The 24,719-nt window shown below is 38.1% G+C and carries 21 protein-coding genes, 1 tRNA gene and 1 pseudogene; 7 read left to right on the forward strand and 16 right to left on the reverse strand.

What is annotated here, in order from left to right; translation table 11 throughout:
• Positions 1-17 precede the first annotated feature (17 nt).
• Positions 18-1,004 (forward strand): annotated as a pseudogene (locus A9P82_RS15830) (recombinase family protein); the annotation flags it as partial.
• Between the two features lie 556 nt (positions 1,005-1,560).
• On the opposite strand, the gene A9P82_RS02530 reads toward A9P82_RS15830, so the two are convergent.
• The 4 genes from A9P82_RS02530 to A9P82_RS02545 all read right to left on the reverse strand — a co-directional run bounded on the left by A9P82_RS02530 (position 1,561) and on the right by A9P82_RS02545 (position 5,749).
• Positions 1,561-1,634 (reverse strand) — tRNA-Pro (locus A9P82_RS02530).
• Positions 1,635-1,760: 126 nt separating this feature from the next.
• Positions 1,761-3,056 (reverse strand): ABC transporter permease, encoded by a 1,296-nt coding sequence (locus A9P82_RS02535; protein WP_066203899.1) that lies wholly within the window; start codon positions 3,054-3,056, stop codon positions 1,761-1,763.
• A 12-nt stretch (positions 3,057-3,068) separates the two neighbouring features.
• On the reverse strand, positions 3,069-4,001 hold the full coding sequence (locus tag A9P82_RS02540; RefSeq protein ID WP_066203902.1) for an ABC transporter ATP-binding protein: 933 nt from the start codon (positions 3,999-4,001) through the stop codon (positions 3,069-3,071).
• A gap of 170 nt (positions 4,002-4,171) precedes the next feature.
• A complete protein-coding gene (locus tag A9P82_RS02545) occupies positions 4,172-5,749 on the reverse strand; it encodes a trypsin-like peptidase domain-containing protein (RefSeq protein ID WP_066203905.1) in 1,578 nt (525 codons plus the stop codon).
• Between the two features lie 339 nt (positions 5,750-6,088).
• Between A9P82_RS02545 and A9P82_RS02550 the strand changes: the two genes are divergently transcribed.
• A complete protein-coding gene (locus A9P82_RS02550; RefSeq protein WP_066203907.1) occupies positions 6,089-7,465 on the forward strand; it encodes a hemolysin family protein in 1,377 nt (458 codons plus the stop codon).
• 63 nt (positions 7,466-7,528) lie between these two features.
• On the opposite strand, the gene A9P82_RS02555 is transcribed toward A9P82_RS02550, so the two are convergent.
• The 6 genes from A9P82_RS02555 to A9P82_RS02580 all read right to left on the reverse strand — a co-directional run bounded on the left by A9P82_RS02555 (position 7,529) and on the right by A9P82_RS02580 (position 12,003).
• Positions 7,529-7,774: a type B 50S ribosomal protein L31 gene (locus A9P82_RS02555; RefSeq protein ID WP_066209503.1), complete on the reverse strand. Its 246-nt coding sequence runs from the start codon at positions 7,772-7,774 to the stop codon at positions 7,529-7,531.
• A 228-nt stretch (positions 7,775-8,002) separates the two neighbouring features.
• Positions 8,003-8,674, reverse strand: coding sequence for a YceI family protein (locus tag A9P82_RS02560; RefSeq protein ID WP_066203910.1), 672 nt, complete (start codon positions 8,672-8,674; stop codon positions 8,003-8,005).
• Between the two features lie 146 nt (positions 8,675-8,820).
• The gene (clpX, locus tag A9P82_RS02565; protein WP_066203913.1) at positions 8,821-10,068 is read right to left on the reverse strand and encodes an ATP-dependent Clp protease ATP-binding subunit ClpX; all 1,248 of its coding nucleotides are present in this window, start codon (positions 10,066-10,068) and stop codon (positions 8,821-8,823) included.
• A 200-nt stretch (positions 10,069-10,268) separates the two neighbouring features.
• Positions 10,269-10,535 carry a hypothetical protein gene (locus A9P82_RS02570; protein WP_066203916.1) on the reverse strand — a complete coding sequence of 89 codons (267 nt, stop codon included), beginning with the start codon at positions 10,533-10,535 and terminating at the stop codon, positions 10,269-10,271.
• A 116-nt stretch (positions 10,536-10,651) separates the two neighbouring features.
• The gene (locus tag A9P82_RS02575) at positions 10,652-11,287 is read right to left on the reverse strand and encodes a ClpP family protease (protein WP_082915183.1); all 636 of its coding nucleotides are present in this window, start codon (positions 11,285-11,287) and stop codon (positions 10,652-10,654) included.
• A gap of 29 nt (positions 11,288-11,316) precedes the next feature.
• Positions 11,317-12,003 (reverse strand): ClpP family protease, encoded by a 687-nt coding sequence (locus tag A9P82_RS02580; RefSeq protein ID WP_066203919.1) that lies wholly within the window; start codon positions 12,001-12,003, stop codon positions 11,317-11,319.
• Between the two features lie 405 nt (positions 12,004-12,408).
• Here A9P82_RS02580 and A9P82_RS02585 point away from each other — a divergent pair, with 405 nt between their 5' ends.
• Together A9P82_RS02585 and A9P82_RS02590 are read left to right on the forward strand one after the other, a co-directional pair.
• Positions 12,409-14,385 (forward strand): ATP-binding protein, encoded by a 1,977-nt coding sequence (locus A9P82_RS02585; RefSeq protein ID WP_082915184.1) that lies wholly within the window; start codon positions 12,409-12,411, stop codon positions 14,383-14,385.
• A 3-nt stretch (positions 14,386-14,388) separates the two neighbouring features.
• Positions 14,389-15,012 carry a response regulator gene (locus A9P82_RS02590; protein WP_066203925.1) on the forward strand — a complete coding sequence of 208 codons (624 nt, stop codon included), beginning with the start codon at positions 14,389-14,391 and terminating at the stop codon, positions 15,010-15,012.
• Here the strand turns inward: A9P82_RS02590 and rmuC are convergent, their stop codons facing one another.
• Positions 15,013-16,509: a DNA recombination protein RmuC gene (gene rmuC, locus A9P82_RS02595; RefSeq protein WP_066203928.1), complete on the reverse strand. Its 1,497-nt coding sequence runs from the start codon at positions 16,507-16,509 to the stop codon at positions 15,013-15,015.
• Between the two features lie 106 nt (positions 16,510-16,615).
• On the opposite strand from rmuC, the gene A9P82_RS02600 reads away from it, so the two are divergent.
• Entirely contained in the window at positions 16,616-17,257 is a 642-nt protein-coding gene (locus A9P82_RS02600; RefSeq protein ID WP_066203931.1) for a hypothetical protein, read from the forward strand.
• Here A9P82_RS02600 and A9P82_RS02605 read toward each other — a convergent pair.
• Both A9P82_RS02605 and A9P82_RS02610 read right to left on the reverse strand, forming a co-directional pair.
• On the reverse strand, positions 17,251-17,961 hold the full coding sequence (locus A9P82_RS02605; RefSeq protein WP_066203934.1) for an SAM-dependent methyltransferase: 711 nt from the start codon (positions 17,959-17,961) through the stop codon (positions 17,251-17,253). The two genes, A9P82_RS02600 and A9P82_RS02605, sit on opposite strands and share 7 nt — an antisense overlap.
• Positions 17,962-17,971: 10 nt before the next feature.
• Positions 17,972-19,087, reverse strand: a complete 1,116-nt coding sequence (locus A9P82_RS02610; RefSeq protein ID WP_197492223.1) for an AI-2E family transporter — start codon at positions 19,085-19,087, stop codon at positions 17,972-17,974.
• A gap of 210 nt (positions 19,088-19,297) precedes the next feature.
• Between A9P82_RS02610 and A9P82_RS02615 the strand changes: the two genes are divergently transcribed.
• Positions 19,298-20,104, forward strand: a complete 807-nt coding sequence (locus A9P82_RS02615) for an alpha/beta fold hydrolase (protein WP_066203938.1) — start codon at positions 19,298-19,300, stop codon at positions 20,102-20,104.
• A gap of 116 nt (positions 20,105-20,220) precedes the next feature.
• Positions 20,221-21,267: a glycosyltransferase gene (locus tag A9P82_RS02620; RefSeq protein WP_197492224.1), complete on the forward strand. Its 1,047-nt coding sequence runs from the start codon at positions 20,221-20,223 to the stop codon at positions 21,265-21,267.
• Between the two features lie 291 nt (positions 21,268-21,558).
• Here A9P82_RS02620 and A9P82_RS02625 read toward each other — a convergent pair whose 3' ends face one another.
• The 3 genes from A9P82_RS02625 to A9P82_RS02635 form a co-directional block, all read right to left on the reverse strand.
• Positions 21,559-23,109, reverse strand: a complete 1,551-nt coding sequence (locus A9P82_RS02625) for an Rne/Rng family ribonuclease (protein WP_066203942.1) — start codon at positions 23,107-23,109, stop codon at positions 21,559-21,561.
• 405 nt (positions 23,110-23,514) lie between these two features.
• Complete coding sequence (locus A9P82_RS02630; RefSeq protein WP_066203943.1) at positions 23,515-24,369, reverse strand: tetratricopeptide repeat protein; 855 nt, start codon at positions 24,367-24,369, stop codon at positions 23,515-23,517.
• Positions 24,370-24,389: 20 nt separating this feature from the next.
• Entirely contained in the window at positions 24,390-24,680 is a 291-nt protein-coding gene (locus tag A9P82_RS02635; RefSeq protein ID WP_066203945.1) for an HU family DNA-binding protein, read from the reverse strand.
• Positions 24,681-24,719 lie beyond the last annotated feature (39 nt).

A 24,719-nucleotide genomic window follows, 5' to 3' on the forward strand; every position in this document is an offset into this window, starting at 1 on the left:
TCAAAATATTTACGAAAATGTCAAAAATAGCGGATTTATACATTAGGGTCAGTACCGATGAACAAGCCGAGAAAGGTTATTCCCAGAGAAATCAGGAAGAAGTGCTGAGAAAATATTGCGCTCTTAATTCTATAATAATAAGAAACGTGATATTTGAAGACCATTCGGCTAAAACGTTTAACCGACCGGAATGGAAAAAGTTATTACTCAACCTCAAAAAGTATAAAAACAAGATTGACCTTGTTCTGTTTACCAAGTGGGACAGATTTAGCCGCAATGCCGGGGATGCATATCAAATGATTAATATGCTGCGCAAGGTAGGTGTAGAACCGCAGGCCATTGAGCAACCGCTTGACCTTTCTATTCCCGAAAATAAAATGATGCTCGCATTTTATTTAGCAGCGCCGGAAGTGGAAAATGATCGAAGAGCATTAAATGTTTTTCACGGTATGCGTCGAGCAAAAAAAGAAGGTCGTTATATGGGCTTGGCACCGGTAGGGTATATCAATAAGACCAGAGAGGACGGGACTAAATACATTCGGTTGGAAGAGCCGGCCGCATCCATTTTAAAATGGGCGTTTGAAGAAATCGCGAAAGGGGTTTTTCATACCGAATCCATTTATAAAATGGCAAAACAAAAGGGATTGCCGTGCACAAAAAATAATTTCTGGTTTGCTATCCGCAACCCGCTTTACTGCGGAAAGATTTTTATTCCCAAATATAAAGATGAAGAAAGCAGGTTTGTCAAAGGGCAGCACGAGCCGATAATTTCCGAAGCGTTGTTTTATCTGGTGCAGGACGTTTTGGACGGCAGGGAGCGTATTCATCGCACAAAGCCGGAAACCTCTGCTGAGTTTCCTTTAAAGGGATTCTTTGTTTGCCCCGAATGCGGAAAAGTATTGACTGCAAGCAGGTCTAAAGGAAGGCAAAATTATTACGGTTATTACCATTGCTACAACGGTTGCCATTACCGGATAAATGCAAAAGTGGTAAATAAAGCCTTTGATGAAGAATTGAAAAATTACATTCCGAGAAAAGAATGTTTAAGGCTTTATACGGATGTTATCCTTGAACAATACCATGAAAAGACGGAAACCTTGCAAAACGAAAGAAAACAGTTGATGTCGGGCATCAGGGACTATTATGCGAGGTTATCAAGGGCGAGAGATTTATTGGCAAAAGGAGATATTGACAGCATAGATTTTCGGGACATGAAATCGGAGTACACGGCAATAATAGAAAAAATGGAAGCCAAATTGACGACAGTGAATAATGAAATATTAGACGTTGAGGGTTTATTAAACGAAGGAATTTCGAGGCTGTTAATGCTAAACAACCTTGGCTCGTTCGGCGTTAAGGAGCCGGATATTGAAGAAGATGAATTAATAGAATTCAGAGAGCTGATAGGCGATATTTTTCCCGGGAAATTCAGCTACACCGGAGCAAAAGTTCGAACACTCAGATTAAACGAAATTGCAGAATGTATTTATTTAATAAACAATGAATTAGATGGAAATAAAAACTGGACAAGCAAAAATTTTGATTGCTTGTCCAGTCAGGTCGGGATGACTGGATTCGAACCAGCGGCCTCTTCGTCCCGAACGAAGCGCGCTACCGGGCTGCGCTACATCCCGTTTTAGGGACGCAAAAATAGTACTTCTTCTATTTATTTCAAACTGATATATTTTTCACATTCAGATTACAAACCTTCCAAGCAAATTTTTTGAAATGCAGTAAAAGTAACCTGTGTATTTTATCACTTAAACTTTCCGAAACGCCCATTTTACCAGTTCTTTCCACGTTGGCTTTTTGCCGTACATTAAAATTCCGGTACGGTAAATTTTTCCGGCAAACCATGTCGTAAATAAAAAAGTGGCGAATAGAATAACAATACTCAAGATTAACTGAAAATAAGAAACTGCTTCCGGAACGCCTTGCGCTACACGTGCCATCATTACCACAGGCGAAGTCAAAGGAAATAAACTGCCAAAAACCGATAAGCCGCTTGTAGGATTATTAATTGCTTGTGTCATTATTACAAAACCAAAAATAATAGGCAACGTTACCGGCAATGTCAAACCTTGCGCGTCTTGCTGTCCGTCACTTACCGTACAGCCGATTGCGGCGAACAATGAAGCGTACACCAAATAGCCGCCAATAAAATATATCAGAAAAACAGGAATAATTAAGCTGAAATTAATCGAGCTTAATCCTTGCAAAACGTTTTGTATATCGGAGCCGTTTGTATGCACTGCAGCGGCGGCGTGTCCCATGCTTGGAAATAACAACGGAATTAGAATTAATCTCAGCCCGATGCCTAAAACAATCCATATAATAAATTGTAACAACCCCACCGCACCAATGCCTATAATTTTTCCCATCATCAGTTGAAAAGGTTTCACGCTGCTTATCATAATTTCCGCAATGCGGTTGGTTTTCTCTTCCATTACACCGCGCATTACGGACATTCCATACAGTAACAAAATCATGTAAATCAAAAAGCCGCAGATAAAGCCGACCGCCGTGCTGATGCCTGTTTTTAAATCTGAATCGTTTTTATCATTTGTATTGACAAATGAAATCTTTGTATTTCGCTTTGCTTGCGCAAATGCCGTTGTATCCGAAATAAGTGATTGCAATTTCAGTTGTTGCAACCTGTCTTGAATATCGCTCTTGATTTTCTCTCTGTCTATAATGCCTATTTTCTTTTCCATCATTATTTCAATGTTGTCTTTCAACAAATTCGCATCTGCCGGAATATTGATGAAACCTGCACTTTCGCCGTTTGCAGCATTTGACTTCACTGAATCAACGGTTTGTTTTTTTACAAAGACAAAAGAAATATTATCGTCGCTTGAAGGAAGACTGTCGTGAAAGAAGTTGGCATTATCAACAACCATAATTTTCGTTTGCGAACTGCTGTGTACACTGAAATAAATAATGGCTGCATAAACGCAGCTGATTAAAATAGGTAAGCCAATGGTTACCAAAAGAAATGTGCGTTTTTGTACACGACTTAGAAATTCTCTTTGGATGATTAAAGCGATTTTGTTCATATAAGCAAGTATTTAATTGTTTTGAAAGCTGCGTGTAACGGCATTTGTGCCGTGTACAAGCCGGATAAAAATGTCGTTGAGCGATGGCAATATTTCGCTGAAGTGCTCTACCTGAATATTTTTGTCAATAAAATATTTCAGTACATCGTTGCTCTTGCAGCCGTCTTTTATTTTTAAAACAATTCCGTTTTTGTCCTTATGCTGAATATCAAAAATATCTGTAACGCCCGCGTCATCAATGTTTCCATCGATTTGAAGATTGTATAAATGTTGCTTGTAGTTTTGTTTTATTTCGTTTACGCTGCCGTCCAATATTTTTTTGCCAAGATTGATTAGAACAATATTATCGCAAATTTCTTCCACTTGCTCCATACGGTGCGTCGAGAAAATTATAGTGCTTCCATTTTGGGCAAGATTGTAAATTTCGTCTTTAATTAAATTGGCATTTACAGGGTCAAGACCACTGAACGGCTCGTCAAGAATGATTAATTTAGGTTCATGCAAAACGGTAGCAACAAATTGTAATTTTTGCCCCATACCTTTGCTCAGGTCTTCAACTTTTTTGTTCCACCAGCTTTGCATATCCAAGCGTTCAAACCAGTATTTGATTTTCTGCATAGCATCGTTCCGGCTTAAACCCTTTAACTGTGCGAGGTACAGCGCATGTTCGCCAATTTTCATTTTCTTGTACAAGCCTCGTTCTTCGGGCATATAGCCTATTTTCTGAATGTCGTTGAGTGCATCAAATTTTTTCCCGTCAAGCATCACTTCGCCTTCATCGGGAAAGAAAATTCCTGTAACCATACGCAGCAAAGTGGTTTTGCCTGCGCCGTTGGGACCGAGCAAACCAAAAATGTTCCCTTCTTCAATTTTAAAGCTGATATCGTCCACCGCTTTATGTGTGTCATAATATTTTTTCAGATGTTGCAATTCAAGTATAGCCATAATTTTGATTTATATATTCAAATATAACCAACTTCTTTTTTCTCTAAAACAATTTTCGATTAACACACAATTCGGGAAGATGAATTGTAGTATTTGAGGATAAACGGCAAAAGAAAAGGCTTGCTAAAACTTGCAAACCTTTTCCAAATTGTACATGAGAAAGAAAATAATTAGTTTCCGTCATCGTCGTCATCCGGCGAATTGTTTTCATCATTATTCAAATTCAAACGGTAGCCGTATGTATATTCATCATTGGGGTAAATACCGTGAATGGCAACGTTGCCATTTGAACTTTGAATGATTTTTGAAAATTGGTCAGCAGTTTTTACCCGCGTATCGTTGGCATCTGTAATGATGAATCCTTCTTTTACGCCGGCTGCTTTAAATGCGCCGTCTTTAATGTTGGTTACCTTTACACCGCTCACGCCGTAATGCTGCATTTCCTGTGAGGACAGTGTTGTGAGCGTTGCGCCCAGAGAGTTATTAACCATATCCATTGCAGACATAGCAGACAGGTTGCCCAGACTGTTTTTCAAAGTGAGCGTTACGGTGTTTTCTTTATCGCCTCGTAAATAGGTAAGCGATATCTTATCGCCGGGTTTTTTATCGCCCATTACGGAAGACAATTCGCCCGAATTATCTACGCGGATGCCATTTATTTTGGTAATAATATCGCCCTTCTTCAAACCGGCTTCCGCACCGGCTCCGTTTTTAGCAACGTCGGTTATGTACAAACCTTTGGTATAGCTGTCGGGTATCTTGTAGAATTTTCTTTGTCTGTCAAAAGCACTATTGGTCAAATCGATAAAACCCGCACCAATATATCCACGTTGCACTGCGCCATATTTTATCAAATCTGCCGCTACTTTTTTCACAATATTTACCGGAATGGCAAAAGAGTACCCGCTGTACGAACCGGTAGGCGAAGCTATTGCGCTGTTAATCCCAATCAACTCTCCGTTCGTATTAATCAACGCACCGCCACTATTGCCGGGGTTTACGGCAGCATCCGTTTGAATATATGATTCGACAGCGGATGACGCGCCGCTGTTATTATCACTGTTGCTTCCTATTATGCCAATATCTCTTGCTTTGGCACTTACAATACCTGCCGTTACGGTAACGTCCAATGTGAAGGGATAACCGATAGCCAAAACCCATTGCCCGAGTTTTACGTTGTCGCTATTGCCGTAAACAAGATAAGGAAGGCTTTTTGCGTCTATTTTGATAACAGCTAAATCGCTATTCGGGTCTGTGCCGATTACTTTTGCAGTATATGTTTTTCTGTCGCTTGTTGTTACGGTAATTTTATCTGCATCTTTTACTACATGGTTATTGGTAACAATATATCCATCTTCACTAATGACAACACCGCTGCCACTGGCACGCTGACTTGGAATACGATATGACCTTGGTCCGTTAAAAAATTGTCCGAAGGGGTTGCCAAACAACTGGCTAAGCGGGTCATCGTCATCGCCGCCGGAATTGGGATTACTAACAGTTCTTTCTTTTGTTTGAACTTTAATGTGTACTACCGCAGGCGTTGCCGATGCTGCAGCCGACGTAAAATCTATTGAATTGTCCGCCGCATTTTGCTTTCCATAAAAACTTGCATAATTCAGGGGTAATTTATCGGGTTCCTGCACGCCAGCGTATTTTGATTCTTCAAACTTTGCGAAACCCCACACACTTCCAATCGCAGTTGCCGCACTAATGAGTACGACTAAAAAAACACTTTTTAATTTCATTGCTTTTGGTTTTTTTGATTCAAAAAATAATTTTATAAAATGAACATCTTATTCGACGATAAAAATACAGCGCAGTTCAATTTTCTTATCAGAACAAATTACAAATTAACAAAATATTTGAGCCGGTTTATACTCCAATTTTAAGAGAGGAATTTGCATCAAACATTGATAAACATTGGCTTCATCTTTATCACATCTGTGCATATTTCGCGAAACTATTTTAACTGATTTTAAGACAAGAACAGCCACCTGTTACATAAAAATAACTTCCATAAAAATGTAAAAATTTTCTCTTTTATTGCAAATTGCGTAATATTGTATTAATCATCGATTAGAATAATGAGTTCAGACATACCTCCGGCGGAACAAATGATAGAGCATTCCGTAAATTTGTACAAAGTTCTATTGACCATTTTCCTTGTGTTATTAAATGGTTTTTTTGTTGCCGCCGAATTTGCTATTGTTAAGGTACGCACTTCCCAGTTAAGCACAGCTAAAGGTGCATCGGCAAGACTATTGAATACTGCTAAAACCGTTACCAACAATCTTGACAATTATCTTGCTGCAACACAGCTTGGTGTAACGCTTGCTTCACTGGGTCTTGGTTGGGTGGGCGAAGATGTAATGACGGGTATCGTGCAAAAACTATTTCATTTTTTCAACATCAGCCTATCTACGCCTGCGGCAAATAAGTGGGCAATTGTACTGGCATTTTTCATCATAACAGTTTTACATATAGTGTTTGGCGAGCTGGCGCCAAAATCCATTGCCATACGTAAGGCATCTCCTACGACACTGGCTGTAGCATTGCCTTTGCGCGCTTTCTTTTTTGTTTTTCGCCCGTTTATCTGGCTGCTGAATTCAATGGCAAATATCGTGTTGAAAATACTGGGTATTGACCCTGTGAAAGAACAAGATATTCATACCGAAGAAGAAATTAAAATGATTATTTCCGAAAGCGAGGAAGGCGGCGAAATTGAAGATTCGGAACGAGAATTGATTAACAATGTTTTTGACTTTGATTCGAGCCGTGTGCGAGACATTCTCACACATAGAAAAGATATTGTGGCGCTGGATATTGATATGAGCTACGAGGAAATAATACAGAAAGTGATTGACGAGGGGTATTCGCGTTATCCTGTTTATAAAGAAAGTCTCAACGACTTAATCGGCATAGTTACGGTAAAAGATATTTTACAGTTTGTAAGCTCCGGAAAAACGGAGGATATACACAAAATACTTCGTCCTGTATTTTATATTCCGGACAGCATGAAGCTGAAAGATTTGCTGCGTTCTTTCCAGAAAGACCACCTGCAAATCGCAGTCGTAACCGACGAATACGGAGATATTGCAGGTATCGTAACAATGGAAGATGTATTGGAAGAATTGGTGGGCGATATTCAGGATGAACATGATGCAGAACAACCGATTGTACTGCAACAATCCGATGGAAGCTTTATTGTGGAGTCGCATGAAACCATCGATGATATTAACGAATTTCTGCCTAAACCTTTGCCTATACTGGACGAAGAATATTCCACTCTTTCCGGCCTGATTACTTACGAACATGGCAGCGTACCTGTCGAAGGAGAAGTGCTGCATTATTGTGGTTATGAAATCACAATTTTAAAAATGTACCGCAGTTCGGTGGAAAAAGTAAGAATGCGTTTGCTGCCGGAAGAAGAAAAAGCAGCAGACGATAACACGAATAAATAAACTAATAAAAAAGAGGCTGTATATTTTCCAGCCTCTTTTTATAAATACTTGATTGCAAAAAACTTATTTCTTTGCGTAACGCTTTTTGAATTTATCGATACGACCTGCCGTATCTACCAACACATTTTTACCTGTGTAAAAAGGATGTGAAGTGTTGGAAATTTCCAACTTGATTACGGGATATTCAACACCTTCAAAAACTGTAGTTTCATTAGAAGCTGCTGTTGATTTAGATAAAAATTCTACGCCGTTGCTCATATCTCTGAACACAACGAAACGATAACTTTCCGGGTGGATACCTTGTTTCATAAAATGAATTTGTTTAGGCTGCACGGATTTTGCCGTACAATTAAAAAATAATTTTTGGAGTGCAAAGGTAAAAAGTAAATATGAAATACCAAAAAATTAAATGATTCTGCATATACGGATATCGTTGCACTTATGCTGATATTAAGGAATCTCAATACTTATTAAACAGTTTCTCAACAAAAAATCCTGCACGAGGCAGGATCCTTTACAAATATTTTCTTGCAAAAGTTATTTGGCATTTGCTTTTAAATCCAAATCAATTTCAAAGTCTTTGCTGATGAGCCAGTCTGCAGCGGAACCTTGCGTACCATAAGTTAAGCCCCACGAAGTCCTGTCAACGGAGAAGGAAGCTACAATACTGATTTGGCTGTCGGTAACAGTAATTTTTGCAGGGAAAGTTACATTCACGGTGCTGTCTTTAATGGTTAAATTCCCGCTTACAATATTTGTGGCGCCTGCAATTGTACTTTGAGCTTTAGTGCTGTCGAATGGAGCAACGCTTGTAATAGCGAATTTCGCAACAGGGTATTTTGCTGCGTCGAAGAAATCCGGGCTTTTCAAGTGTGTTTCTAATTGAGAAGGACTTTTGCCCGGCTCTGTAACGGATGCAGAATCTACTTTTAAAGAATTGATGCTCACTACGAATGAACCGCCGGTAACTTGTCCGTTTTTAGCAGCGATGCTTCCGCTATCAATGCCAATCGTTCCGAAACGAGGATTCAAGCCGCCTTTGTGTGTTGCACGCCATTTAACAACACTGCTGTCGGCAATTGTATAGCTTGTACCTGTTGCAGCAGCAACTGTTTGTTCAGCGGAGGTGTTTGCTTTGTCGGAGTTAGAGCTGTTACACGCAGCCAATAATACCAATGCCGCAGTTGCGGATAAAAATACTTTACGCATATTTCGTTTTTAAAGTTAGAAAATTGAACGGCAAAAGTACAAAGTCTATTATCTCCATTAGTTAATTTAGATTAAGAATATGGTCGTTTGCCACTATCAAAAAAGAAAGTACCTACATACAAGTCTTGCGTCCGAAATTATACAATTCAGGCAACTTTCATCATGCCGAGCTTGCTGCTATTGAATTGCTGTTGTGCGTACGCTAAATCGATAATCATTTCCTTTTTGTTGCTTCCGGGAATATCAAACATTGCTTCCGTAAGAATACTTTCGCAAATGCTGCGCAAGCCACGTGCGCCCAACTTAAATTCCAGTGCTTTATCGGTAATAAAATCTAATACTTCGCTTTCCACTTTCAGCTTCACTCCTTCCAGTTCAAATAAGCGCGTATATTGTTTTATCAAGCTGTTTTTGGGTTCTGTGAGAATGGAACGCAATGTTTCTTTGTCCAACGGGTCGAGATGTGTAACTACCGGCAAACGACCAAGCAGTTCGGGAATCAATCCAAATGATTTCAAATCCTGCGGATTGACAAATTGCAACAGGTTTTTCTTTTGCGCTTCCTGCTGCTCTTTGTTTACGTTAAAGCCAATAGCATTCGTATTTACACGACGTGCGATAATTTTATCAATGCCGTCAAATGCGCCGCCGCAGATAAAGAGAATATTTTGTGTATTAATTTTTACCATTTTCTGTTCGGGATGCTTACGTCCGCCTTGTGGTGGTACGAGCGCTTCCGTGCCTTCGAGCATTTTCAGCAAGCCTTGCTGAACGCCTTCGCCGCTTACATCGCGCGTGATGGATGGATTATCGCCTTTGCGTGCAATCTTATCAATTTCGTCAATATATACAATGCCGCGTTCTGCCATCGGCACGTCATAATTGCAGTTTTGCAACAAGCGCGAAAGCATACTTTCAATATCCTCGCCCACATAACCCGCTTCTGTAAATACCGTTGCATCTACAATCGCAAACGGAACATTCAGCATTTTGGCAATGCTTTTTGCCAATAAGGTTTTGCCTGTTCCTGTTTCGCCAATCATAATGATATTGCTCTTCTCGATTTCAATATCATCGTGTTGCACTTTCTGCGTAATTCTTTTGTAATGATTATATACTGCGACAGAAAGAATTTTCTTTGCATCGTCCTGTCCTATTACATACTCATCCAGGAAAGTTTTAATCTCGCGCGGACTGCGGATTTTCAAATCTTTCTCTCCCGTACCAACATTTGATACACCTTGAAAACCTGCGTTGAGTTCCTGCTCTACAATTTCGTAAGCGTTTTGTACGCATTGCTCACAAATATCTGCATTGATGCCCGAAATAAGCATCTTCACTTCATCTCTCGAACGCCCGCAAAAGGAACATTGTGTATGTGTGTTTTTAGCCATTTATTGATTTATGAATTTTGAATTTCTTTTGTTCCGCAAAGCCTTACTAAGAAACAAAATTTCACAAAGAGAGAAAAACCTTTGTGAATCTTCGTGCAACTCTGGCGAAATAACTTCCAACTGCAAAAATACGAAAACCGCCTGAATAGACGGTTTTTGTATAAACTTTTACAAAAATGAAATTGAAAAATAAGAACCAATTATTTTTTAAGAAAATAAAAAAGTATAGCAATTCCAATTGTGCCTATCCAAAAAGTAAACATCCATTTTATAAGTTCGACTTTTGTATCGGCTATCTCCTTTCGCAATTGTTCTATATCTAATTTTGTCGCATTTTGTTGTTGTGTGTTGCCCATTTCAGCCAAGACAGTTTCTTCAATAGCCTGAGTTATAGCGCGACTTTTTTCTTCACTAAGACCAAGTTCTTTGCGAAGTGTGTCATATAACTTTATATTGATTGTGTTCATCTTAAAAACAAAATTACAAAATTATTCTTTTATGCAAATAAATGTCAAAGGATACAAAACAAGTTAGGTAAGACGTTCATACGTGTTCACTTTCCGACTCATTAACTTTGCAGATTTCACAACTTCTCCAACACGCCGTCCACAATTCCATAAGCAACCGCTTCTTGCGCATTCATGTAATAATCGCGGTCGAAATCTTTCAGAATTTGTTCAACAGTTTTGCCGCAATTTTCTGCAAGAATTTCAGCGCCCATCAATTTGGTTTTTTCGATTTGCTCTGCCTGAATTTCAATGTCTGCCGATGTCGCCTGAAAATACCCGCCAATGCTCGGTTGATGAATCATTACTTCGCCGTGCGGAAAAATAAAGCGTCTGCCCTTCTCTCCTACACTTAACAAAATTGAACCCATGCTTGCAGCCAATCCCATACAAATGGTGCTTACCGGCGATGAAATCATTTTAATCGTATCGTAAATAACCATACCGCTGGTAACGACACCGCCCGGGCTGTTGATATAAAATTTTATTTCTTCGCCCGGCTTGTCAGCTTCGAGTAACAACAATTTGGTTACAACTTCGCGCGCCGATTTATCGTCCACGACACCCCATAAATACACCGCGCGGTTTTTCAGAAAAAGCTCTTCCTGTTTTTTTAGCAGCAAAGGCGCTTGTGGTTCTTCTTTTTTTGTTTCAGGTTCGTCGTTTTCTTCGTCCTCGTTATTAATGAAAGTTTTTTTATATAATAAGTTCATCTAATTATTAATTTTTAATTACTAATTATTTATTGTTTCGCTTTTCTCGGATTTACCAATAATACTTCATCAATCAATCCGTAATCTTTAGCTTCCTGTGCTGTCATCCAGAAATCGCGGTCGCGGTCAATAGCGACCTGCGCTGCATCTTTACCGCTGTGTTCGGCGATAATGTTGTCCAATTCATTTTTAATTTTGCGAATTTCCCTTGCAGTGATTTGAATATCCGATGCCTGTCCGCCAATTGCGCCACTCGGCTGATGTATCATAATGCGGCTATGTTTCAAAGCGCTGCGTTTTCCTTTGACACCGGCTGCCATCAATACCGCAGCCATGCTTGCTGCAATTCCCGTACAGATGGTAGAAACATCGGGGCTTACGAATTGCATAGTATCGTAAATACCCAAACCCGCATACACGCTGCCGCCGGGACTGTTGATGTACATTTGAATATCGCGGTTTCTGTCCACACTGTCGAGGAACAGTAACTGCGCTGTTACAATATTTGCGACATAATCGTTGATGCCTTCGCCCAGGAAGATAATCCTGTCCATCATTAACCGGCTGAACACGTCCATAGAAGCCACGTTCATCGGTCGTTCTTCAATGATGTACGGCGTAAGATTGGTAAAATTGTTTTTGTATTGAAACATCGTATTACTGCTGATGCCGCGATGCTTTACTGCATATTGTTCAAATTCTTTTTCTATATCCATAAAATTATTTTTCAGGTTGAAAGATATTTATTTTTTCCTAAAACAGAATTTTATTGGTTTCAAACTTCGTGCGAATATTTTTTTCAGGACAAAACGGCAGGCAGTATAAATTTAATAAAAAAGTAAACCCGAAAGATTATCGTCTTCCGGGTTTCGCAGATACTTTTGGCTGCACCTGATTCATGTGGTTGTTTAATTAATATGTTGAGTTGTCTAAAGATTAAATTTTTTTGACTGAATGATTACAGCTAATTTTGAAACAAAAGCCAATTTTACCGGTGTCTTTTATTTCAAAATGTAATTATCATCATTATAATATTGCGCTAAGGTAAATTGTTGTTTATTCATGTACAATCAGGGATAACCCTGATATTTTTTTATTGACGAAAATTTGGACTGCCGCTTATGTTGAAACAAATTTTACTAAACATCGTTGCCTTTTTGTTATGTTTCTGTTTGTTGTCATCCTGCCATCATTCAGGCGAAAGTACTATGACAAGCAGTACAAAATTTTCGGATAGTATTTTTCATGCTTTGTCAGATATTGGCGCAACGGCAAAAACGCCTGCATCCAAAGCCAGGCAAATTGAGGACTTGTATTTGTCTGCTCCGCCAAGCAACAGAAAATTTATCGCGCAACGTATATTTGATACGTTATTTTTTATTGCTTATGTACATCCCGACAACTCTATACTCGATTTTTTTAAACAACAAGGGAATAGCAATAATGATTATCCGGTTACAAAACTGTATGCCTTATTTAACGCTGTATCATATTTTTTATACATCAACCAGCAGTCGGACAGCGGCATGCTGTATCTTGAAAAAGCTAAAAAGTATGAATCGCAATTCAATGATACATTGTATAAATCGTATTACACGCTGTATGCGCAGGCATTAATGCAAAAAGAAAATTATAGAGAAGCGGCAGATTATTACCTAAAAACTATTGCTATTGCAGAAAAACTGAAAGACAGCGCAGCCATTATAGGTAACTATGGAAATCTGTCAGTTGTTTATTCGCAGATGGACAATTATGAAAGAGCCTTACCTATTGAAAAAAAATGTCTGGATTACTATTCCGCTCATGGGAATAATGCCTATGCTTTTATCGGTAACACAAGTATTGCCAGAACATATTACAATATGGATAATACCGATTCTGCTTTTTATTATTATAGCAAAGCTTTAGCGTTGCATGATTCCGGAGTCAACAATCCAAGTGTAGAAATTATTTTATACACAAATTTGGGAGAAATATATTCCATCAAGGGAGATTTAAAAAAAGCTGTTTATTATTTCGATTTATGCAAAGCACCGTTACAAATGATGGGCAGTAATGAGCAACAGATGATATTCACTATTTATTCTTCTTATGCTTATGCAGCCAAGTACCAAGATGCAAGCAGAAATATCAAAGCATTGCAAAACGCTATCGATACTTTTACACAACAAAATAATCTGATGTATGTGCGTGATGGCTATTTCAATCTTTATAGCATTGCACAAATGCAGCATCGCCCTGAAGATGCGATGAAATATTATCGCCAATTCGATTCAACGGGCAAAATTTTATCCAGCGAACATAACAATAGATATATTGCTGAACTTCAAACAAAATACGAGACGCAAAAGAAAGAAACACAAATACAACTACAACAAAAAGAACTTCAAAGAAAATCGCTCTTCAATCAAATGCTGCTCGTATTATTATTAGCGATTGTTACCGGCACTGCGTTCATTGTTACTCGTGAAAGATTAAAAAGAAAAAGAAAGGAAGCTGAACAACAGCAGCGGTTTACCAACCAGCTTTTAGCGCGCGGTGAAGCGGAACGCAGCCGGGTAGCACGCGATTTGCACGATGGCTTAAGCCAGGAATTACTGTTATTAAAAAATCAGGTAAGCAGTGGAGGCAATATACAGCCCGAAAAAATCGACAATATCATCAACGAAGTAAGAACCATTTCTCATAATATACATCCTGTAATGCTTGACCAGATAGGTTTGAAAGAAAGTATTCTGCATATTTGCGAACAGCTAATGAATACTGAACAACTTTTTATTTCTACCGACATTCAATACCACAACGAACTTTCCAAAGAAAAAGAATTACAGCTATTCCGTATTATTCAGGAAGCATTAAACAACATTGTCAAATACGCATCGGCACACGCCGCTAAAATACATATTTGTAAAAATGAAAATATATTCATTACGAGCATTCAGGACAATGGTAAAGGCTTCGACGTAGCAGAAGCGCTAAGGGGCAAATCTTCTTTCGGATTACAAAGCATTATTGAAAGAAGCAAATCGATGAATGGCAAAGCGCTCATTCTCTCGGATAACGGCGGCACTATCATTAAAATTGAAATTCCTTTATAACACATGATAGATATTTTAATTGCTGACGACCATCCTATTGTATTGTTTGGTACAAAAACGCATCTGGAACAGATGGGGCTCAACATTGTTGCCGCGTGCAGCAATGGCATTGAAGCATATAACCTAATTATGATAAAGCGACCATCTATCGCTCTGCTTGATGTATGTATGCCCGGCATGACCGGTATGGAGATAGCCGAAAAGCTTTCCAAGACTAAAACATTTACCAAGATTATTTTGTTGACTTTGCAAAACGAACTTTCTGTTCTTAACTACGCAAAACGATTAGGCGTAAAAGGGTTTTTACTGAAAGAATTTGCTTTGGACGAAATAGAAAAATGTATCGAAGAAGTTCAAAGCGGAAGAGAATATTTCAGTCAGCAACTTAAGACGGGTTTGCATTTGAGTGAGAATGCAAGTACAAACATGAATCTTGACGTTCTTACTTTTTCCGAGAAAAAAATATTGCAATTAATTGCCGAGCATAAATCGTCCAAAGAAATTGCGTCGCTGCTTTTTATTTCAGAAAAAACAGTAGAAACACACCGCGCTAATATCATCAAAAAACTGAATATCCCTTCCGGCAAAAATGCCTTACTGAAATGGGCTATTGAGAATAAGAAATGATTATTCATCTTCGTGGTCTAATGACTCAGATACCATGCTTACAGGTAAATTCTTCTTGGATTTAATGCCAAGTTCCTTCAGCTTTTCAGCCTGACCAATTAAGTTACCGCGCCCGTCTTTCAACTGACCTAAAGCTGCGTTGTAGCTTTTTTGCGTTTTTTCCAAATGTGTTCCGACGTCAATTAAGTTATCTACAAATCCTACAAATTTATCGTACAACGCCGCACCGCGCTCTGCAATTTCCTGTGCATTCCTGTTTTGATATTCACGCTTCCACAGGTCAACAATCAATTTCAGCGCTGCGATTAAATTGGTTGGGCTAATGAGCAATATTCTTTTATCATAAGCATATTGCCAAAGTGCAGCATCATGCTGCAAAGCCAGTAAATACGCAGGTTCGTTGGGAATGAACATCATGACAAAATCCAACGAAGGCGCAAAGTCCTGATAATTTTTCCGGCTCAGTTCGTCAATATGTTTTCTTATTGATTTGAGATGTTCGCCAATAGCTTTCTGCTGTTCCGCAACATCGCTACTTGCTGAGTGCCGGACGTATGCCGTGAGTGAAACTTTGGAATCGATAATTACTTTTCTGTTATCAGGATAAGCTACAATCACATCGGGCTGCATACGGCTTCCGTCTTCATTTTTCAAATGGTTGCCATCGTCGTCTTTCAGGTATTCCTGTACAAAATATTCGCGGTCTCTGGCAAGTCCCGATTTTTCCAAAATATTTTCCAGAATCATTTGCCCCCAATCGCCCTGCGTTTTTGAATTTCCTTTTAAAGCATTGGTCAGATTATTGGCTTCTTCACTTATTTTTTGGTTCAGCTCCAGCAACCGTGCGACTTCTTTTCCAAGTGAAAAACGTTCTTTGGATTCTTTGTCATAAACATCTTCCACCTTCTTTTTAAAGGTCTCTATGTTTTCGCCCAAAGGCTTTAAAAGCGTTGCAAGGTTGTCCCGGTTTTGTTTGGTAAATTTTTCTGTTTTCTCTTCGAGAATTTTATTGGCGATGTTTTCAAATTCTGTATTGAATTGCTTACGCAGATTTTCCATTTCGGTTTTCTGCGTGTCCAACTTTTCGTTTAATGAACGGTTATCTGCCTTGAGTTCTGCAACTTTTTGTACTGCATCATTGAACGCGTTTGTTTTTGACAGAAGTTCTGATTTTAGCTGTACAATATCGTCCGAAGATATTTTGATGGTGGTAATTGCCGTTTCAAGTTTGGCGTTGGACGAGACAAGCGAAGCGCTCAATTGCGCGGCTTCATTGATTTTGCTTTGAAGTGCAAGCGTATTTTCCTGAAGTGAGTTTGACAATGTTTTGTTCTTTTCTTTTTCAATACCAAGCTCAATATTCTGCTGGTTAAATTTTGTGTTCAGCAAATCAAATGTTGTTTTTGCAATCGTTTTTTGTTTATTAACAAGCATTGCAATAATCCACGCAATGATACCGCCCAGAACTACGCCAATAAGAAGATACAGGATTTCCATAAGACAAATATACCAATGATTAAAATGTTTGTTTCAAATGGAAACGGAAATAAATTCATCTTTTTTCTTCGCAAGAATCAAAGAAGAATGATTATTTTTGAGTTGAATGAAAAAAACAATTTCCATATTTTTTATACTGATATTTTGCAGTTGCTTATATCGTGGTTATGCACAGAAAATTATTGGCGATTGTACAATTACCTACAAAGTAAGTGCGAAGGAAGACAGTGCAAATTCAAATACCATTAAAAATGCGTATAAAAAATTTTATGTCAGAGGCGGATTGTCTCTAACGGAAATAAATTTTGAAAATTACCAACAATCAACCATCTGTAATCAAAACGGAGATAATGTCTATATTTTGTACCATGTAGGTGGGCAGAAATATTTATCGGTTCTCTCCAAAGAAGCATGGGCAAAACAGTATGAAAAATATAAGGACATTAAACTGCAAACATTAAACGAGACCCGGAGTATTCTCGGTTATGAATGTAAAAAAGCTATAGCTACGCTGAAAGACGGCACAAAAATCAGTTTGTATTATACGCCTGAACTTAAAACCAATGTTCCTGAGAATCCGTATGAATTTGACAACATCAATGGATTGGTACTGAAATACGAAGCTGAAATCCGTAACAAATACAAGATTACTTATACTGCTTCGAGCATTGATTTTAATCCTGTTCCTGCTACAAAGTTTATTATTCCAAAAGAAGGTTACAGAATTTTAGATAAAGATTTTCAGTAAGCGGAAAGCAAAAATATTGCTGGTCGTTTATGCAAATCAATTGTTTCTTTTTTCCATTGCTGAATGTTTTTGGTTTCGATGCTTTCGCTCGCAGCTGTGATGTCCACAGCGATACAGAGTTTTGTGCCCGATTTGCAAGTTGTCAAAATATCATTCAGTAGACTATGGTTACGATAAGGTGTTTCTATAAAAATTTGCGTACAGCTTCTTTTCAGTGAATCTTCTTCGAGGAAACGAAGTGTTTTTTTTCGCTCGACATTTTCCACCGGCAAATAACCGTTAAACTGAAATTGTTGCCCGTTCATGCCGCTTGCCATCAATGCCAAAAGAATGGAACTCGGACCCACCAACGGCTGCACCTTCGCTCCTATTCGCTGCGCCGCATCAATCAGTATTTGTCCCGGGTCGGCAATACCCGGGCAGCCTGCATCGCTTACAATACCAATGTTTGTACCATTTTTAAGATGTTCGGTAAAGTTTTGCTTCACACTTTCTTCCGCTTTGTGAATAGCATACCATTCATAATTGTCGATAAGCATCTCTTTCCACAGTTTTTTAAAGTAACGGCGTGCCACTTTTTCATTTTCTGTAAAAAATACCCGGCAATCTTTTATAGCACTCAGTACATAAGACGGAATGGCTTTTAATGCATCATCATCGTCTTGCAATACATTCGGTATCAGGTAAACTTTTCCTGTTGGCATTTTTTAATACTTATTTCTTATTCTTCTTTATTTGTGCAAGTCTGGTTTTAATAGCTTTCAGTCGGTTTTTCTTTTGGTAATCCACGTCTTCTCCCAATAAAATTCCCCAAGGTTTTAATTCATCCACGCCGTCAAAAAGTACCTTCATAATTGCCATTACCGGCACGGCAAGAAACATCCCCGGAATGCCCCACAATTCACTTCCTATAATCACTCCTACAATTGTAACTAAAGCATTAATTCTTACTTTGGAACCGACTACTTTTGGCAATAAAATATTACTGTCTATCAAATGCACGACTACAATGACAATCAATACGCCGGCAACGACCACCGGTTCGCTGGATGAAGCAGTAATAATAATGCTGATGATAGCTGCAGTAAGCACTCCCAGATACGGGATAAGATTAAGCACAGATACAATAAATGCCAGCAGCAACGCATATTTAGAGCCTACAATCAATAAACCTATAAACGTCATCAAGGCAACTAAAAGCATTTCTATCAATAGTCCGAAAATATAACTTCGGATAACGTATTTTGTTCTTCCCAAAACTGCAGCAACAGCTTCCAGATTTACCTCACTAAAGCACGCAATAATAAAACGGACAACCAGTCTGCGGTAAAGCAACAACAAGAAAGTATAAATAGGTATCAACACGGCATATTCCAAAATTCCGGAGAGTGTGGAAAAAGTACTGCCCAAAATTTCGGGCGCGCTTGCCAATGCTTTTGTTCGTATATTTTCCAGCGAGGTATTCAGTTTACCCGGTGTTACATGAAAATGCTCCTGCATATACAATTGGACATTATCGGAAGCCTTGTTAAGATTTTTGGTAAGTGCAGGCAAATCTTCTTTAAACGAAATAATTTGTGCAGAAATAAAATAAATAATTGTCGCCGTTATTACAATGGCAAGTAGCATACAAATAATAGCCGCAATCGCATGATGTACACCATGCCGTTCCAGAAAATTGCACGGTGCTATCAGAAAAATACAGAATATCGCAGCAAAGAATAAAGGCGTCAATACACTTCTGCCAACATACAGCAATACCAGCAAAAGAGTTATTGTAATGAGTGAACTGCTTAGTTTTAAATAAAACGGATTTGAATTATTATCCATAGATTTGCTCATTGCGTAGAAACCGACATAAAATTTTACTTATCAAAATTACACAAAGGATACGAAAAATTTCATCAAAGATTGCCTCTTGGCAAAAAAACAATAAAAAACTACAAGAGCAATCTAAGAAATGCCAAAATATTTTAGCCTTTGATTCCGAATAATTTGTCCATTCTGTTTTTGCTTTTAGTTTAAAAATAAAATACATCAATGACACACCAATATTTACCTCTTTTCAACTCTCAAATCAGTTATTACCGTTTTGGGAGCGGAAGTCGGTTAATAATTGCTTTCCATGGTTACAGTAATGATGCACAAATATTCCAACTACTTGAATCTGAATTAAAAAAGAATTATACAATCATCGCGCTCGACCTTCCGTTGCATGGGAATACACGCTGGAACAAAATTTTACTCACACCCAAAATGCTGAAAAAAATTATTGATGCAATTATCGAAAAAGAGCAGTTGCCAAAAGAATACTGGCTAATGGGTTTTAGCTTGGGCGGACGCATTGCACTTAGTCTTTTTCAATATGCGCCGCAACAAGTGAAGCGATTAATATTACTCGCGCCCGATGGCTTGTATGCAAGCTGGTGGCATAAATTTTTAGTACAAACATATTTAGGAAATTTAATTACCTCATTTCTTTTGAAGCACCCAAAAAATGCTATGAATTTCTTAGATAAAATGAAAGAAAAAAGGTTCATTAACCAAAAGGTTTACGATTTTGCACAAGGCTTGCTTAGCTCAAAAAGAGAAAGAACGCTTTTATACGCACGCTGGTTTTTTATGCGAAAAATGCGTCCCAATCCGGACAAGATATGTAATGCAATTATCTTCTATCAAACACCTGTTTTTTTAATTTTCGGGAAATCCGACACTATCACGCCTGCGCATAATGCACAGTATTTGGTAGATTTTGCCACGCCGTATGTTCATTATTATAAATGGGATGCAGGGCATTTGCTTTTGAGAGAAAAATATTTATCGCAATTGGCAACTTTGTTTAAATAAGTTTTCTTTACAGTATGATTTCAATCGTGTTTATCATAACTTTAGTTTTGCTCGTACTTTATTGTGCGCTTATATTTACATACAGATATTGGCTTGCCCGCTTGAAAAATTTTTCAGTGAATTATTCACTCGATTCAAAGACTACATTCAGCATTATCATTCCGGCTCGTAATGAAGAAGAAAATATCGACAAATGCTTATCTTCCATATTCAACAATAATTATCCGGCTGATTTATATGAAGTTATTGTAATCGATGATGATTCAAATGATAATACTGCCGCCGTTGTACAACAATTTCAATCTCAACATAAGCAATTAAGACTGTTGCATATCAATGATTTACTGAATGGGGAAAAAATAAATTCTTATAAAAAGAAAGCGATTGAATCTGCCATTCATGTTGCTAATAGTAACTACATCGTTACTACCGATGCAGATTGTATCGTTTCTGAAAACTGGCTGTCTAATTTTGATAATTACATTCAGCAAACAGGAAAAAAGTTTATTGCTGCGCCGGTTTCATTTATAGATAACGATACCTTTCTTGGCAGATTTCAATGTCTTGATTTTCTAAGCTTGCAAGGAATTACGGCAGCTTCCGTTTCCGCAGGCTTTCACAGTATGTGCAACGGCGCCAATCTGTGTTATGAAAAAGATGTTTTCTTTAAAGTAAACGGCTTCAGTGGTATCGACCAACTCGCAAGCGGCGACGATATGCTGCTGATGCATAAGATTCAGCAACAGTTTCCTGATGCAATTGGTTATATTTATTTGAAAAGCGCTATTGTACAAACGTTACCTATGCTTACTTGGAAAACGTTTATCAATCAACGTATCCGGTGGGCGAGCAAAGCGACCAATTATAACGACATACGCATTACGCTTGTGCTGTGGCTTGTGTATATATTGAATGTGCTGTTATTGGCGACATTAGTATTGGCATTTTTTCATCCGTTTGATTTTATTTATTGGTTTGCCTTGCTATTCTTAAAGACGATAGTTGAACTGCTTTTTATGCAAAAAGTAGCGACATTTTATGAGCAAGAAAGTTTACTGAAATGGTTTGCCGTAATGCAGCCGTTACATATTCTATATACCGTTGTTGCCGGCTTATTGGGAAAATTCGGCAAGTATCAATGGAAAGGCAGAAAGGTAAAATAAATTACTTGCAAAATAAAAGGTTGGCAATTGCTTACCAACCCTCTACTTACTAACTCATTAAAATCCGTTGCTAAGTTACAATCTTGTTCCCGAATTTTAAAATATTTTTGAATGATGTGTATAAACTTTGTGCTTCCAATTGAAATCGGGATAAATATTTATTTTAATAATAATACGATATATACTTTATAAATATTTAGTAATCATATATTTAGTAAATAATCATTTGTTCAAAGGAATATTTTTATAAATAATATAATAAATTGAAAATCAAATATTTATACAGTTTATTTATATTTTTATTTCTTGTCTGTCGGCGTCAAAGTATTTTACTTCTGTGAAAGAAAGATTGGAACTCTTTTCTACGTTAATAGGCACGCCGAACTTTCTCTTCCACTTTCTTTTAATAGAATTGAAGACACCTTTCGTAAGATGCGAATAAACAATAGGATGCACTTCAATTGTAACATTTTTGTGCTGATGAGAAACAAGATAATTCAGTTTATTTTCGATTTCGTCTTCCAGCAAATGTGTTGAAGTTACCTTGCCCGTGCCGTGGCAAGTAGGACAAACTTCGGAAGTATTAATCTTAATTTCGGGACGCATACGTTGCCTGGTAATCTGCATCACACCAAATTTGGAAATAGGCAATATCGCATGGCGCGCCCGGTCGGTTTTCATAAAAGTCTCTACAGCTTCCTGTATTTTCTTTTTATTTTCGGGGCTTTTCATGTCGATGAAATCTACAACGATAATACCACCGATGTCGCGCAGCCGCAATTGCCGTGCAATTTCTGCTGCCGCTTCAAGATTAGTCGCTACTGCATTTTCTTCCTGGCTGTTACTAATGCTTTTATAGCCGCTGTTTACATCGATTACGTGTAAGGCTTCCGTATGTTCAATAATCAGGTATGCACCGCTTGGCAAATTGATAGTTTTGCCAAATGACGCCTTTATCTGTTTTGTGATATTGTAGGAATCAAAAATGTTTTGAGGCTCCTGATACAATTTTACTATATCGGCTTTGGACGGCGCTATCTTTTTGATATAACTCAGCGTGTCGTTATAAACAGCCTTGTCGTTGATAACAATTTTGTTGAAATCTTTTGTCAGCAAATCGCGCAGGAGACTGGTAGTTTTACTTTCTTCCGACAAGATTTTTACAGGCGGCTGCGCTGTTTTCAATTTTTGCTGAATTTCTTTCCAACTATCCAGCAATTCTCTCAAATCATCGTGAAGTTCTGCTGTATTTCTGCCATCTGCTGCCGTACGTACTATCACACCTATATTGTTGGGTTTAATAGCCTCTACAATACTGTGCAAACGTTTACGCTCATCTGATGAATGAATCTTTTTGGAAACGGCAATTACATTGTTGAATGGTGTAATTACAATATATCTGCCGGGCAATGAAATTTCGCACGTAAGCCGCGGACCTTTCGATGCAATCGGCTCTTTTAATATCTGAACCAAAATATTAGGCTTTCCACTAAAAACTTCATTTATCTTTCCGGTTTTTACAATTTCCGGTTCTACATTAAACTTATAAAAGTCAAAGCCATTGTCGCTTTTGTCAGCCTGTGCGAGTGCCGTAAACTTTAGTAACGATTTGATATAAGGACTCAAATCGGTATAGTGAAGAAATGCATCTTTTTCGTGTCCCACATCTACAAAAGCTGCGTTTAATCCGGGCATCAGCTTTTTTATTTTGCCCAAAAACAAATCGCCTACTGCAAACCCTGCATCGGACTTTTCATTCTGAAGCTCTACCAGCTTCTTATCTTCCAATAATGCCAAATCTACACCGGTTGGCGTAACGTTGACAATTAATTCTTTGTCCACAAATAAATAATTTAAAATGATGTAATTACCGCTATCATTCGTAAGACACAGAAGTATAACGGTTTTCGCAAGAAAATCACAAAGACAATTCTTGAGAAAATTGACACATACAAAATGGCAAAACCGTGCTCCTTTGTAATTGCATCAACTGAATATCGAAGGAAAGGAAGATAAAAGTTGCAGAAAGGAAAAAGGTATAGTTCTCTAAAATTTGCAATGCCGAAGCGCAATAGAATTGGGCTTCGACATTACTGAATATGGCTTTAAGAAACCGTCAAATTATTTCTTCTTATGACGATTCTTTCTTAATCTCTTTTTACGTTTGTGCGTCGCAATTTTATGACGTTTTCTTTTTTTACCGCAAGGCATAGTTCTAAATAAAATTTTATAGTTAAAAAATGTTTCCTACTCGTTTTCCAAAGAAGCAATACGTTGTTGAATTTCCTTTTTCGCTTCAGGTATTTTCATCAATGAGCCGGCTTCTTTGTACCATTTAATTGCATTGGCTTTATCCTGCATTCTGTCGTAAGTTTCCGCAAGATTAAAAATAGCTTCCAGATTTTGCGGCTGCTTTTCAAGCACTGCCTGAAAACGTTTGACAGCGTTATCGTATTGCCCTGATTTTACACCACCCAAACCCAGCATCATTTGCGCATACAAATTATCCGGATTCTTCTCTGCAATTTCTCTTACTTTTAAAATCTCCTGCATTGGATTGCCCGACAGATTGCCAAACATATAACAACCCCCAATCCCGACTTTTGCCGAATCGTCTGCCGGATTTATCTTCAAAGCCTGTTCAAATAGCTCTTTCGCTTCACTTGCCATCCACGTTTGCATTGGCATACTTTGTTCTGCCATTGTGTAGGATAACAAGTTTCGGGCTGCGAAGGTAAGCTTTTGTTCTGAATTTTCCAACTTTGCCGCTTCTCCACTATAAAAAGCGCCCAACGACAGGTTTTGCATACTGTCTGTCCAAAACGATGCAAGTTGCTTGTATTGCTTTATTTTCAGGTCTTTTACATCGCCGCGCACTACATTATTTTCCAACATGGTAATACGCTCCTGCTCTGCCGGAGAGAGTTTTGCTTTTGCCGCCGCAAGTACATCGCTTGTAGTCAATGCCGGAACAGATTGTTGTGCTGCCGCCATAGGAGCCGCCGTCATAGAAGATTTTGGTGGAATGAAATTTCCAAAAGCCAAAATAATAATAAAAAGTAACAAACCTACGCCTGCCACAATAAGTTGCTGTTTTCTCACGCTCAAAAATTTGTGCGAAGTTACTTCGTTTTAAAGTTTTCCTTTACTTCATTAACGAATTCTTTTGAAGGTTTGAATGCCGGAATGTAATGTTCGGGAATTTCGACAGCAATATTTTTCTTAATATTTCTGCCTATTTTAGCCGCGCGCTTCTTGGTAATAAAGCTCCCAAAGCCTCGTATGTAAATGTTTTCGCCGCGAGACAAATTTTCTTTTATCTCTTTTAAAAGGCTTTCGATTGTTACCAATACATCAACTTTGGGAATTCCCGTTTTCTCTGAAATATTATTAACCAAATCGGATTTTCTCATACGAGATATTTTTAAAAATTTAAAATTGTGATATAAAAT

The organism is Arachidicoccus sp. BS20, assembly GCF_001659705.1.
Taxonomy (GTDB): Bacteria; Bacteroidota; Bacteroidia; order Chitinophagales; family Chitinophagaceae; genus Arachidicoccus.